The sequence below is a fragment of the Streptomyces sp. NPDC045967 genome (assembly GCF_056430495.1).
Window position 1 is genome coordinate 64323 of the sequence record NZ_JBWKLE010000017.1, and the last position, 13176, is coordinate 77498.

The window sequence follows — 13176 nt, forward strand, 5'->3', positions numbered from 1 at the left end:
GGGCACACTGCGCTCACCTGATGTGATCGCCTGGTGACCCGTGGGGGCTCGCGTGAGTCGGAATGTGGCCGGTGTGGACGGGCGGTCGAGCCCCGATCGTGTCATCGCGGGCCGGTACCGCCTGCTGGATCCGCTCGGGCGGGGCGCGATGGGCATCGTCTGGCGGGCGCGGGACGAGGTCCTGGCCCGCGAGGTCGCCGTCAAGGAGGTGCGGGCGCCCGCCGGGCTGGCGCCCGCCGAACTCCAGCGGCTGTACCGCCGCCTGGAGCGGGAGGCCTGGGCCGCGGCCCGGATCTCGCACCGCGGGGTGGTGACGGTCTACGACGTGGCCTCCGAGGACGGCCGGCCCTGGATCGTGATGGAGCTGGTGCGCGGGCTGTCGCTGGCCGACGTGCTGGAGGCCGAGGGGCGGATGACGCCGCAGCGCGCCGCACACCTCGGCGAGCAGGTGCTGGCCGCGCTGCGCTCGGCCCACGAGGCGGGGGTCCTGCACCGCGATGTGAAGCCGGCCAACGTGCTGGTCTCCAACGACGGCCGGGTGGTGCTGGGCGACTTCGGGATCGCGAGCCTGGCGGGGTCCTCGGCGATCACCATGACGGGCGAGGTGGTCGGCTCGCCCGAGTTCCTCGCCCCTGAGCGCGCGTCGGGGCGGGATCCGGGGCCCGAGTCCGATCTGTGGTCTCTCGGGATCTTGCTCTACACGGCCGTCGAAGGGGTCTCGCCGTTCCGGCGGGAGACCCCCGTGGACACCCTGCGTGCCGTCGTGGACGCACAGTTGCCGTCGCCGCGCAGGGCCGGGCAGCTGGCGCCCGTGCTGGAGGGACTGCTCCGGAAGGATCCGGCCGGGCGACTGCCCGCCGCGGAGGCGGCCCGGTTGCTGCGGGTGGTGGGCGCGGGCGGTGCCCCACGGGCCTCAGGGGGGCCGGTGTCGGGGCCGGCGCCGGACCCGGTCGCGGCGCGGCACCGGCCGCACGGGGCACGGCCCTCCCCGGACGACCGGCCGCAGAACCGGCCCCCGGACGGGCCGCACGGCCGGCCGTACGGGGCGCCCACCCTGCCCGTCGCCGCTCCCGCGCCCGGGCGGCCCCGGCGCGGCGACCGCGCCGGGGCGGCGCTCACCGCGGGGATCGTGCTGCTGCTGGTGGTGCTGGCCGTCCTGGGATGGCTGCTGTTGAAGGACCTCGGGGAAGAGGAGGGGGGTAGCGGCGGGGCCGGCCCGGCGGGTGCGGCGACCGGCGCCCGGGCCGTCCCCGCCCCGGCGACCGCCCCCTCCGCCGTCCCGTCCATCCCGTCCGCCCCCTCCGTCCCGGCTTTCGGGTCCACCGGGCCCGGGCAGCGGGTCTCGGTGTACGTGGACACCGTGCGCGCCTCGTACGGCGGAAGCTGCCCGCCGGCGGCCGGGCGGGCGCCCTCCTTCACCGCCACCGTGGAGGTGGAGCGGCTTCCGGCCCGGCTGGAGTACCGCTGGGCCACGCAAAGCGGCCGGACCTCCGGCCCGGGCTGGCAGTCCGTCACCTATGAGGAGGGCGGACCGCGGAGCCGGCGGCTGGAGCACACCGAGCTGACGCACGTGCCGGGCGCGGGGTTCGAGGACGCGGTCCGGCTGGAGGTGCGGGGACCGGCCGAGGCGGCCACCGACTGGGTCGCCACCTCCGTGACGTGCGAGGAGGAGGCCCCGGCGAGCGGGGCCCCCTCCCCTGGCGCGAGTGCGTCACCGGACCCGCGGGGCGAGCCGACCGCGGGCCCGACCGCCGAACCGGGCGGAGAGCCTGGCGCGGAGCCGTCCGGCGGTGTCCGGCCGGTCAGGCTGCGTTGGTGAAGACGGGCAGGTAGCCGCTGGACTGTCCGGCGGCGGTCGGGTGGTAGGACTCCCCGATGTTGAGCCAGTTGACGCTGTGCAGCCACGCGCTGCCGGAGCAGATCTCGTGGCCCGTGAAGGCTCCGACGACCGAGGCGAAGGCGAAACCGTGGTCGGCGGCGCGTTTGGCGATGGCGGCGTTGAGGTGGTCGGCCGCGCCGTTGATGGCGGAGCGTTCGCCCTCGGTCAGGCCGGTGGTGCAGGTGCCGTTGAGCTTGTAGAAGCGGGGGTAGCCGAGGACCACGACCCGGGCGTTCGGGGAGCGGCTCTCGATGGCGGCGTAGACCTGGTCGAGGCGGCCGGGGAGGGTCGAGGTCACGAACGCCTTGGCCTCGTTGACGCGGTTGACGCAGGTGGTCTCCGACTGGAGCACACAGGTCGTCATGACGTCGGAGAAGCCGGCGTCGTTGCCGCCGATGGTGATGCTGACCAGGTCGGTGCCGGAGTTGAGGGGGGTGAGCTGGTTGGCGAGCACATCGCCCGTGCGGGCGCCGGAGCATGCGACGAAGGAGAAGGTCTGGGGGGCGTGGGACGCGGCCCACAGGGCCGGGTAGGCGCGGGGGGTGCGCTTGCAGGCGCCGCTCCCGCTGTCGTAGGTGCCGGCGCCGACGCCGGAGGAGTACGAGTCGCCGAGGGCGACGTAGCCGAAGTCGGCCTGGGCGGCGGCCGCGGCCTGGCCCGCGCCGGACAGGGCGGCGCCGGCGGCCAGTAACAGGGTGGAGGCGAGCGCGGCGAACCGTGGCATCTTCATGCTCATGTGTGCGGCTCCTTGTGGGGGTTACTCCTGAGTCCGTGGTACAAGGAGCCGGGGCTGGCTGGAAGTGTCCATGCCAAGAATATTCGGAGCAGGTTGCTGGCCGAATCTTCACCGCCGCCGTGTTTGAAGGGGAAACCCCGCCACCCGATCCGGCGAAACACGGGTGCACGCGGGCACGGTGTGCCGGATCATGGGCGCCATGCCAGCCAACCCGCATGACGCGCTGCCGATCCGGCTCAATGTCGACGACAGCGATTCACCGTCGGACGTCGTGGATGCGCTGTTCCTCGGCCGGTTCGCGTCCGGCGAGCAGCCGTTCTCGCACAGCGTGTCGATCGACCGCGTCCGGCCGGGGGTCAGCCTGCTGCCGCCCGAGGCCACCGTGCTGCGCGCGGCGCGCGACAGCGACCGCAGCGCCACGCTCGCCGAGGGCGAGGGCTGGACCGTGCTGGTCTCCCGCTGGAGCCGGGGCGCGGACGTCACGGTGACGGCGGTCAGCGACGAACTCGCCGCAGGTGTGCTGGGGCGGGCCACCGAAGGGGCGCAGGACGAGCCCGAACCGCAGCCGGAGAACGTGACGATGGGGTTCTGGTACGTCTCCCCGCGGCGCGGCCCGTACCGGACGACCCGCCAGATCGCGGCCGGTACCTGGCCCGAGGTCCGGCCCAACTACACCGCTCCGGTCGCGGAGGCGATGGACCGGCTGATGAAGGTGACCCCGGACGACATCGCGGGCCGGCTGCTCCTGCTGCACGGCCCGCCCGGGACGGGCAAGACCTCGGCGCTGCGCACGCTGGCCCGCTCCTGGCGGGACTGGTGCCAGGTGGACTGCGTACTGGATCCGGAGCGGCTGTTCAACGACGTGGGCTACCTGATGGACATCGCGATCGGCGAGGAGGAGGGCACGGCGAAGGGTCGCTGGCGGCTGCTGCTGCTGGAGGACTGCGACGAGCTGATCCGCGGTGAGGCCCGGCACACCGCCGGCCAGGCGCTGTCGCGGCTGCTGAACCTGACGGACGGTCTGCTGGGTCAGGGCCGCAACGTCCTGGTCGGCATCACGACCAACGAGGACCTCGAACGGCTCCACCCCGCGGTGGTCCGGCCCGGGCGCTGCCTGGCCCGCATCGAGGTGGGCCGGCTGACGCACCCCGAGGCGGTGGACTGGCTGGGTACGGACGAGGGGGTGTCCCGCGAGGGCGCGAGCCTGGCCGAGCTCTTCGCCCTGCGCCGGGGCACGGGCCCGGCCGCGGTCCTCCCGCTCCAACCCCACCACTCCGAGGCGGGGCTGTACCTCTGAATCCCGGCGGCTGGTGCTGTGGCCGGAAAGGTTCACCGCGTCACGGCGCCCAGCACTAGTCGGCTGCGTACCTGGCCCGCAGGGCGGTCTCGGCGGCGGCCAGTGCCTCGGCCCGGGTCAGTCCGAGCCGCCGCGCCCGGTCGGCGTACGCCTGCGCCGCGGCCGCGGCCTCCCGCGAGGGGCCCTCGCCCGCCGCCGCGACGAACGTGCCGTTCCGGCCCCGCGTCTCGATCACCCCGTCCGCCTCCAGCGCCCGGTAGGCCTTCGCGACGGTGTTGGCCGCCAGCCCCAGGTCCTGCGCCAGCCCCCGCACCGTCGGCAGTTTGAAGCCCGCCGGGAGCCTGCCCGAGCGGGCCCGCTCGGCGATCTGCGCGCGCAGCTGTTCGTACGGCGCGGCCGAGCCGGCCGCCGCGGTGAGGGTGATCTTCAGGTTCGTCGAGGTCACGGCCCGATTGTCCCCCATCGCCGCCCGAGCGGCGGATAATTGGGAGGCGCGGGGCGCGCGCCCGCCCGTACCGTCGGGCGCATGACCGTAACGATCAGCGATCTGCGTCCGCACGACCCCGCGGACGCGGAGGCAGTCGCCGGCGTACGTCGCGCGGTCCTGCCGTTCCTCGTCACCACCGCGCGCGGCGTCTCCTTCGAGGCCGCCTCGGCCCACCCCGACGCGCACGCGCGCCTCCTGCTCGCGCGGACGGCCGAGGGGCTCGTCATCGGGACCGCGCAGGTCGGCATCGCGCACGAGAGCCCCGAGCCGGGTCAGGCGTACGTCAACGCCTACGTCGACCCGGCGCATCGCGGCCTCGGCGCCGGCAGCCTGCTGCTCCGCACGGCCGAGGAGCATCTGGCCGCCCACGGCGCGGTCGACGCCTTCGCCTGGGTCCTCGACCACCCCGACCACCGCGCCTTCGCCGAGCGGCGCGGCTACCGCCCCAGCCGGTCGGCGCACTTCCTGCGCCTGGACCTCGCGCCGGGCTCCCTGCCCCCGCTGCCGAAGACCCTCCCGGCGGGGGTCGAGCTGCGCCCCGCCTCGGCCTTCGCCGCCGACCCGCGCCCGCTGTTCGAGGCCGACGCGGAGACGACCGCCGACGAACCCGGCGACGTGGCGGCCTCGTTCGAGGACTACGAGGAGTGGGTCGCGCGCACCTGGAACAGCCCTGACCTCGACAAGGAACTGACCACCGTCGTCCTCGTCGCCGGCGAGGTGGCGGCCTTCACCGCCGCCCGGACCGACGGCGCCACCCGCTACGCCACGGCGATGACCGGCACGCGGCGCGCCTTCCGCGGCCGGGGCCTGGCCAAGCTCGCCAAGACGGACTCCCTGCGCCGGGCGCGCGCGGCCGGCTACACCGAGGCGTTCACCGGCAACGACGCGGGCAACGCCCCGATGCTCGCCGTGAACCGGTGGTTCGGCTACGAGATCTGCGCGAGCGAGACGCGCTACACGAGGAAGCTGGTGAAGGCGTGAGCGAGCTGCTGACGGTCGTCCTGACCAAGGCCGGTCGGACCAGGATCCGCTATCCGGCGGCGCGGGTCGCCGACGACGGCGACCGGATCTCGGTGCGGGCCCCGTGGGCGGCCGAGGGGGTGCGCGATTTCGGTTTCGTGCGCTTCGAGCCGGGCGACGTGTTCGTCGAGCACTTCTGGCGCACCCGCTGGTACGCGGTGAAGGAGGTGTGGACCGGCGACGGCGTCCTGAAGGGCTGGTACTGCGACGTCACCCGCCCGGCCCTGCTCCGCAGCGGGGAGATCATCGTGGAGGACCTCGACCTCGACCTGTGGGTCTCGGCGGACGGGTCCCGCGTCCTGCGGCTGGACGAGGACGAGTTCGCCGCGAGCGGTCTCGCCGTGAGCGACCCGGAGGCCGCCGCCCAGGCCGTACGCGCCCTCGACGCCCTGGACGACCAGGCCAGGACTCCGGCGGGCCTCTCCGCGCTCCTGGTCTGAAGGGTTCGGAGACCTCGCGATGCGGGGGGGAAAGCAGCTTCTTCAGGCCCCGCTTAGCGCTTCCTTAAGCGGAGCCTAAGGATCACCGCGCGGCCGCCCATCCCGGCGGAACGGCCGGTCCGGCGGGCTAGCTTGGCAGGGCCAGGACAGGAAGGGCCGTGGCGGCGCCGCCGGGGGGCGGCGCCCCCACGCCCCGTCCCCGATTCCGCCGGCGCGCCCCAGCCCCGTGCCCGAAGGAGATCCACCATGCCCGCACCCCGCCGTACCGTCACGCTCACCCGTATCGCCGCCGCCGGCCTGGCCCCACTCGCTGTGGCCGCGTACGCCGCCGCTCCCGCGGCCGCCCACGGCTCGATGACGGACCCGGTCAGCCGGGTGGCGGCGTGCTACGCGGAGGGCCCGGAGTCGCCGCGGTCCGCGGCGTGCAAGGCGGCGGTCGGCGCGAGCGGGGCGCAGGCGTTCTACGACTGGAACGCGGTGAACATCGCGAACGCGGCCGGGAACCACCGGGCGCTGATCCCGAACGGCCGGCTCTGTTCGGCCGGCAACGACAAGTACCGGGGCCTGGACCTGGCGCGCGCCGACTGGCCCGCGAGCCGCATGACCGCGGGCGCGCACACCTTCCGGTACAAGGGGACCGCCCCCCACAGGGGTTCCTTCGAGCTCTACGTGACGAAGGACGGGTACGACCCGTCGAAGCCGCTGGCGTGGTCGGATCTGGAACCCGCCCCGTTCGCCAAGGCCACCGACCCGGGGATGCAAAACGGCGACTACGTGTTCTCCGGGACGGTCCCCGCCAAGTCCGGCCGCCATCTGATCTACAGCATCTGGCAGCGCTCGGACAGCCCGGAGGCCTTCTACACCTGCTCGGACGTGGTCTTCGGGAAGGACAACGGCGGTTCGGCCGGCGGCTCCGGCAGCACGCCGATCGGGAAGCCGAGCGCCAAGCCGAGCGCCAAGCCGAGCGGGAAGCCCGCTGCCGCCACGCCCACCCGGGCAACCTCCGACGCGCCCTCCGACGCACCCTCGGACGCACCCTCCGCCCCGACGGACCAGCAGATCGCCGACGGCGCCGGCAAGTCCAGCGTGGAGCACAACGGCCACGGCGACAACGACCCGCGGACGAACGGCAACGCGGCGGCGGCCCCGATTCCCTCGGCCTCCGCGACCCCGGCTCCCCGGGGTGCCAACCTCGCGGAGACGGGCGGCAGCAGCGCCACCCCCCTGATCGCGGTCGGTGGCGCCGGCGTCCTGGCCCTCGGTGCGGCCGTGCTGTTCACGCTGGCCCGCCGTCGGGCGACGACGGGCCGGCACGGCCGCTAGGTCCTGTCGTCACAGTGGCGCCGGTCAGGCCCGCGGCGTCCGGTGCCGTGCATCGCAAGGCGGAGGGGCGCCCGTGTACTGGACGTACTCGGGCGCCCCGACAACGCGGCGAGGTGCGGTGCCGGGCGTCGCGGGCCAGGCGGGACTTCGACGACAGGGCCTAGCCCCTGATCAGTCGGACCCGGATCGCGTGGGCGTCGGTCACTCGAAGACCGACGCGCACGTGGTCCGTTCGGCGTGCGCCGGGTCGAGGGCGTTCACCGCCTCGTGCCAGGCGATCCGGTCGGTGAGCCCGATGCCGACGTGCTCGGAGAGGTCGAGGGCGCACAGGTCCTGCAGCACGACGTTGTTGACGTCCGCCCCGTCCAGGAACCCGCTCCGGTAGGGCGTGACCACCTCGTCGTACCGGGTGGCGATCACCGTGTACTTCACTCCGGGCACGGTGTCCCCGCCCGCGTTCAGCTTCTGCAGCAGGGGGGAGCCGGCGATCTGGTCGGCGAGGCCCGGAGTCGCGGTGCTGATCAGGTCCTCGGCGCCGGGGAAGTACGGGAGGAGCTTGGTGAATCCGAGCAGGGTGGTGCCGTGGTTGTCGGGGGCGAGGCCGACCAGCGCGTTGACCTTCTCGGCGCCGCCGAGGAACTTCAGGTAGTAGCGCGGCATCATGCCGCCCTGGGAGTGCCCGATGATGTCGGTCTCGGCGGACCCGGTCGCGGCGAGCACCTTGTCGACGAAGACGTCGAGCTGCTCGGCGGACTTGTCGACCGGCCCGAGCCCGTGGAAGAAGGGCACGCCGGGCAGTTGCCCGTAGTCGAGCGAGTAGACGCAGTAGCCGCGGTGCACGAGGTACGGCGCGAGGCCGAGCCAGTTGTCGACGGAGTTGCCGAAGGTGCCGTGGACGAGGACGACGGGGCGCGGGTGCGCGGCGGACGGTTTGCAGGACCAGTTGTTCCAGCCGCTGCTGGGTGCGGACGCGGCGTGCGCGGCGCCGCTGGGGGCGACGAGTGCGGCGGCGGTGAGAGCGAGGGCGGCCAGCGGGCGGAGCAGGCGTCGCCAGGGCAGCATCGTGTGATCTCCTTGCGGTCGGCTCAAGGGGATGGAGCGGGGGGGGGTTCGTCCCGTGATCCGGATCACATGGGGGGGCTGCTGCCGCCAAATTACGGGTGAGTAGCAAGACAGGGAAGTTACGCGTCGGTAAAAACTGGCGTGTCTTCCGGCGCTCGACCGCCGCTCAGGCCGCGAGCGTGCCCCGGGCGATGGCCTGCGGGCCGAACCGGGCGCGGACGTGGTCGGTGACCGCCTCCAGACGGCGGGCCTTCTCGTCCTCCGGGTCCATGCTGAGCTGCCGCGCGGCCCCTTCCGCCGGGGTCAGCCCCTCGGCGCGCAGCGACACGGCGCGGACGCGGGCCCGTTGCAGACCGAGGCTCTCGTAGAGGGCGTAGGCCGTGGCGGTCAAGGTCGCGAAGTGCGCCGTGGGTTCGGCCAGGGTGCGGGTCCGGGTCAGCGTGCTGCGGTCGGCGCAGCGGACGGTGAGCGAGAGCGTGCGGCAGACCTGGCCCCGGCCCGCTTCCCGGCCTCGGGGCGTACGGAGCTTCGTGCCGAGTTCGTCGGCCAGCGACAGCAGGGCCCGCCGGTGCCGTACGGGATCCAGCTCGTCCCGGTCGAAGGCGCGCTCGGCGGCGAGGGCGTGGGCGGCCGCGCCCGGCCGGACGGGGGTCCGGTCGATGCCGAGGGCGCGCTCCTGCACCTCACGGCCGAGCCGGGCGCCGAGGATGCGCCGCAGCGCGGCGGGCGGCGCCGCCGCGACCCGGCCGACGGAGTCGAGGCCGTAGGAACACAGGGTGCGGGCGGCCTTGGCACCGACCCCGTCGAGGGCGGTGACGGGCTTGCCGGCCAGGAACGCGCGGACCGCGGCGGGGTCACCGGGGATCTCCAGGGTCCCCCCGGGCCGGGCATCGCGGACCGCCGCCCGGGCCAGCATCGGGTTGCCGGCCACGCCGACGGTGCAGTCCACGCCGTACAGGGCGAGGGCCCGCACCCGGATCACGGCGGCCAGCCGGCCGGCGTCACAGCCGAAGTACCGCAGCGCGGCCCGGACATCGGCGAGGGCTCCGTCGGGCGGCAGCGCCTGCACGGCCGGGGTGATGCCGCCGAGCAGGGCGAGCACCCCGGTGTACTCCGCGGCCCCGAGCGGCTCCCCGTCGGCGGGGTGCATCCGCAGGCACATCACGGCGCTCATCCCGCGCTCCCCGGGCTGGAGTGCCACAGCTTGCGGCCGGTCGCGGCGCCGGGGCCCGGCGGCTGGAGGTCGGCCCAGGGATTCATCTCGTACCCGGTGGACAGCCGGATGCGGCGGCCGGAGTCCGCGGACCCGGGCGTGGCGGGCAGCGGCTCCGCCAGCCGGGCCGCGACCGCCTCCAGGCCGCCGGCCGTACGCAGTTGCGCCAGCTCCGCCAGGTTCCACGCAGCCGCCCCGACCACGCTCAGGCTCTGCGGGCCCCGCCGCTGCACGACGCCGCGCACCAGCAGCAGGAAGGAGTGGAAGACGGTGTGCGCGCACCGCTCGTGGCTGTCGTCGAAGAAGGCCAGGTCCACCAGGCCCGTCCCGTCGTCCAGGGTCGTGAAGACGACCCGCTTCCCGGAGCGGATCGGCGGGGTCTGGGTGGCCGCCTTGGCGCCGGCCACCAGGACCGTCTGCCCGTGCTCGGCCCCGCTCAGCCGCCGGGCCGTGATCACCCCCAGTTCGGCCAGGAAGGCGTGGTGGTCCGCCATCAGGTGCCGGGAGGCGTCCATGCCGAGGACGCCCAGCTCGGCGCTGAGCCGTTCCGCGTCGGTCAGGTCCGGCAGCCCGACGGGCGCCGTGGACCTGCCTCCCTCCAGGGGGAGTTGGGCGCCCCGCGCCGGACCCCGGACACCGGCCGCGCGCTGCGCGCCGTGCAGCTCGCTCACATGGAGGAGCAGGTCGCGTCGGTTGGCGCCGAAGGCGTCCAGCGCGCCCACCTGCGCCAGCCGTTCGGCCACCGGCCGGCCCGGGTGCGCCCGGTCCCAGAAGTCGCGCAGGGAGGCGTAGGGCTGTCCGGCCTCGATGCGGCCCGCCTCGGCCTCACCGATGCCGTGGACGTCGGACAGCCCGAGGCGCAGGCCCCACACCCCGGCCGCGTCCCCGGCCGCGCCGACACCCGACCCGACGCCCGCACCCGCACCCGCACCCGCACCCGCACCCGTGTCGGACACCAGTTCGATACGGTGGGCGGCCGCCGACCGGTTCACATCCAGCGGCAGCACCGGCACCCCGCGCCGCCGCGCGTCCGCCAGCAGCAGCCGCTTCGGGTACATCCCGGGATCATGGGTCAGCAGCCCCGCGTAGAAGGCCGCCGGATGGTGCGCCTTCAGCCACGCCGACTGGTAGGTGGGCACCGCGAAGGCCACCGCGTGCGCCTTGCAGAAGCCGTACGAACCGAAGGCCGCCACGATCTCCCAGGTACGGGCGACCACGTCCGCCCCGTAGCCGCGCCCGCCCGCCTCCGTCTCGAACCAGACCTTGATCCGCTCCTGCGACCGCGGGTCGGACAGCCCGCGCCGCACCCGGTCCGCCTCGTCCCGCCCGCAGCCGGTCATGACGTGCACGATCTCGATGACCTGCTCGTGGAAGACCACCACCCCGTAGGTCTCGCGCAGCGCGTCCGCCAGGTCGGGGTGCGGGAAGCGCACCGGCGCCCGCCCGTGCCGGGCCTCGATGAACGGCCGCACCATGTCCGCGGCCACCGGCCCCGGCCGGAACAGCGAGATGTCGACGACCAGGTCCTGGAAGGTCGACGGCTGGAGCCGCCCCACCAGGTCGCGCTGGCCCGGCGACTCGATCTGGAAGCAGCCCAGCGTCTCGGCCGAGCGGATCAACTCGTAGGTGGCCCGGTCTCCCGGCGGCACCTGCGCCGGGTCGTCCAGGTCGAGCTCGCGCCCCGTGCCGCGGCGGATCTCGGCGACCGCGTGCGCCATCGCGGACTGCATCCGCACGCCGAGCACGTCGAGCTTGAGCAGGCCGAGGTCCTCCACGTCGTCCTTGTCGAACTGGGACATCGGGAACCCCTCGCCGCTGGTGGGCACCACCGGCGTACGGGCGAGCAGGGAGGCATCGGAGAGCAGCACCCCGCACGGGTGCATGGCGACCCCGCGGGGCAGCGCGTCGAGCGATTCGACGAGCTCCCACAGCCGCCCGTACGACTCCCCGCGGACGTCGCGCAGTTCCGGCAGCTCCCGCAGCGCGGCGCGGGCGTCGCGGGCCCGGATGTGCGGGAACGCCTTGGCCAGCCGGTCGGTGACGGCCGGGTCCATGGACAGGGCCGCGCCGACGTCGCGGATGGCGTGCCGGACCCGGTAGGTCTCGGGCATGGAGACGGTCGCGACGCGCTCGGAGCCGAACCGGCCGATGATCCGCCGGTAGACCTCCGGCCGGCGGGCGGACTCCACGTCGATGTCGATGTCGGGCAGGACGTGCCGGCGCTTGGACAGGAAGCGCTCCATCAGCAGGCCCTGCGCGACGGGGTCGGCGTGCGCGATGCCGAGCAGGTGGTTGACGAGGGAGCCGGCGCCGGACCCGCGGGCGGCCACGCGGACGCCCATCTCCCGTACGTCGTCGACGACCTGGGCGACCGTCAGGAAGTACGAGGCGTAGCCGTGGTGGGCGATGATGTCGAGCTCGTGGTGCATCCGCCGCCAGTACGCGGGGTCGTCCGCGTAGCCGCGCAGCACCATGCCCGCCGAGGCGCGCGAGGTGAGGACGCGCTGGGCGCTGCGGTGGGCGGCGCCGACGAGCCGGGCCTCGGGGAAGTGCACGGATCCCATGCCGAGGTCGCTCTCCGGGTCCACCGCGCAGGCTTCGGCGGTGCGCCGGGTCTCGGCGAGGAGGCGCCGCGCGTCGGCGGGGCGCAGGCCGGCGGCCCGGGTGATCCGGTCGGCGGCCTCGGCCATGGCGGCCGGGTCCTTGAGCCAGCGTTCGCCGCTGTCGAGGGGGCCGCGCGGGTCGACGGGCACCAGGCGGCGGGCCGCGTCGAGGATGTCGGCGACCGGGCCCTGGCCGGGGTCGGCGTAGCGGACGGCGTTGGTCAGCACCGCCGGGACGCCCTGGTCGGCGGCGAAGCCGACGGTACGGGCGGCCAGCCGGAGCGAGCCGGGGCCGGTGCCGGTGCGGCCGTGGTGGACGGCCTCCAGGCGCACGGCGTCGCCGAAGACCTCCCGCCAGGGTGCGAGCAGCCGGGCGGCCCGGTCGGGACGGCCCGCGGCGAGCGCCCGCCCCACCTCGGAGCCGGGGCCGAGCAGCACGAAGACGCCCTCGCCGCGCAGGGCGTGCCAGGGCAGCAGCGGCCGGCGGCCGGTCTCGTCGCCGGTGTGCGCGGCGGCGTGCGCGGTGGTGATCATCCGGCACAGTTCGGCCCAGCCGGTGGCGCCGTCGCGGGCCAGGAAGACGGCACGCGGGGCGGACTCGTCGACGAAGGCGCCGCCCTTGACGGGGTTGCGCCGGTGGTACGACGCCTCACGGGGGCCGGCCGGGCCCCCCGACCCGGCCGTTCCCGCAGGCCCTGCCGTTCCCCCGGGCCCGGCCGGGGGCGACACGGCGAGGTCCACCCCGAACAGCGGGCGGATCCCGCTCTTCGCGCAGGCCTTCGCGAACCGCACCGCACCCGCCAGGGTGTCGCGGTCGGTCAGGGCCAGCGCGTCCATGCCCCGCTCGGCGGCACGTTCCGCCAGCCGTTCCGGGTGGGAACCTCCGTAGCGCACGGAGAACCCCGAAACGGTGTGCAGATGCGTGAAACCTGGCACCCGCCGCCTCCTGCTCCGCTCGTTGCCCCCGTACTCCTTCGACCTCCCCCCGCTCTCCACCATAGAGCAATTCGAATGTCCGTGCGAAACACATGTTCGATCAGCCGAGCGGGGGTGCCGGCGCGGCGGAGGGGTCACCCGTTGGGCCCACCCCTGCTGCGTCCGGTCCCCCCTACGCCG

The 13176-nt window shown here is 74.8% G+C and carries 10 protein-coding genes; 5 read left to right on the forward strand and 5 right to left on the reverse strand.

The genetic code is table 11. The features are described from left to right. Positions 1-73 precede the first annotated feature (73 nt). Positions 74-1819, forward strand: coding sequence for a serine/threonine-protein kinase (locus AC07FY_RS26130; RefSeq protein ID WP_479010706.1), 1746 nt, complete (start codon positions 74-76; stop codon positions 1817-1819). Here the strand turns inward: AC07FY_RS26130 and AC07FY_RS26135 are convergent. Further along, entirely contained in the window at positions 1803-2609 is an 807-nt protein-coding gene (locus AC07FY_RS26135; protein ID WP_479010707.1) for an SGNH/GDSL hydrolase family protein, read from the reverse strand. The genes AC07FY_RS26130 and AC07FY_RS26135 overlap by 17 nt on opposite strands. A 169-nt stretch (positions 2610-2778) precedes the next feature. Here AC07FY_RS26135 and AC07FY_RS26140 point away from each other — a divergent pair, with 169 nt between their 5' ends. Continuing rightward, positions 2779-3912 (forward strand): DUF5925 domain-containing protein, encoded by a 1134-nt coding sequence (locus tag AC07FY_RS26140; RefSeq protein WP_479010548.1) that lies wholly within the window; start codon positions 2779-2781, stop codon positions 3910-3912. Between the two features lie 55 nt (positions 3913-3967). Here AC07FY_RS26140 and AC07FY_RS26145 read toward each other — a convergent pair whose 3' ends face one another. Next, positions 3968-4375 carry a GntR family transcriptional regulator gene (locus AC07FY_RS26145; RefSeq protein WP_479010551.1) on the reverse strand — a complete coding sequence of 136 codons (408 nt, stop codon included), beginning with the start codon at positions 4373-4375 and terminating at the stop codon, positions 3968-3970. 63 nt (positions 4376-4438) lie between these two features. Here AC07FY_RS26145 and AC07FY_RS26150 point away from each other — a divergent pair, with 63 nt between their 5' ends. From AC07FY_RS26150 to AC07FY_RS26160, 3 genes are all read left to right on the forward strand, one after another. Next, positions 4439-5380: an N-acetyltransferase family protein gene (locus AC07FY_RS26150; protein WP_479010554.1), complete on the forward strand. Its 942-nt coding sequence runs from the start codon at positions 4439-4441 to the stop codon at positions 5378-5380. After that, a complete protein-coding gene (locus tag AC07FY_RS26155) occupies positions 5377-5859 on the forward strand; it encodes a ribonuclease FAU-1 family protein (RefSeq protein ID WP_479010557.1) in 483 nt (160 codons plus the stop codon). The genes AC07FY_RS26150 and AC07FY_RS26155 overlap by 4 nt, the downstream gene beginning before the upstream one ends. A 246-nt stretch (positions 5860-6105) precedes the next feature. Continuing rightward, the gene (locus AC07FY_RS26160; RefSeq protein ID WP_479010560.1) at positions 6106-7182 is read left to right on the forward strand and encodes a lytic polysaccharide monooxygenase; all 1077 of its coding nucleotides are present in this window, start codon (positions 6106-6108) and stop codon (positions 7180-7182) included. A 201-nt stretch (positions 7183-7383) separates the two neighbouring features. Here AC07FY_RS26160 and AC07FY_RS26165 read toward each other — a convergent pair whose 3' ends face one another. The 3 genes from AC07FY_RS26165 to AC07FY_RS26175 all read right to left on the reverse strand — a co-directional run bounded on the left by AC07FY_RS26165 (position 7384) and on the right by AC07FY_RS26175 (position 12996). Further along, a complete protein-coding gene (locus AC07FY_RS26165; protein WP_479010562.1) occupies positions 7384-8244 on the reverse strand; it encodes an esterase/lipase family protein in 861 nt (286 codons plus the stop codon). Positions 8245-8410: 166 nt separating this feature from the next. Further along, positions 8411-9418, reverse strand: coding sequence for a DNA polymerase Y family protein (locus tag AC07FY_RS26170; protein ID WP_479010564.1), 1008 nt, complete (start codon positions 9416-9418; stop codon positions 8411-8413). Further along, the gene (locus AC07FY_RS26175; protein WP_479010567.1) at positions 9415-12996 is read right to left on the reverse strand and encodes a DNA polymerase III subunit alpha; all 3582 of its coding nucleotides are present in this window, start codon (positions 12994-12996) and stop codon (positions 9415-9417) included. Before AC07FY_RS26175 ends, AC07FY_RS26170 begins: the two co-directional genes overlap by 4 nt. Between the last annotated feature and the right edge of the window lie 180 nt (positions 12997-13176).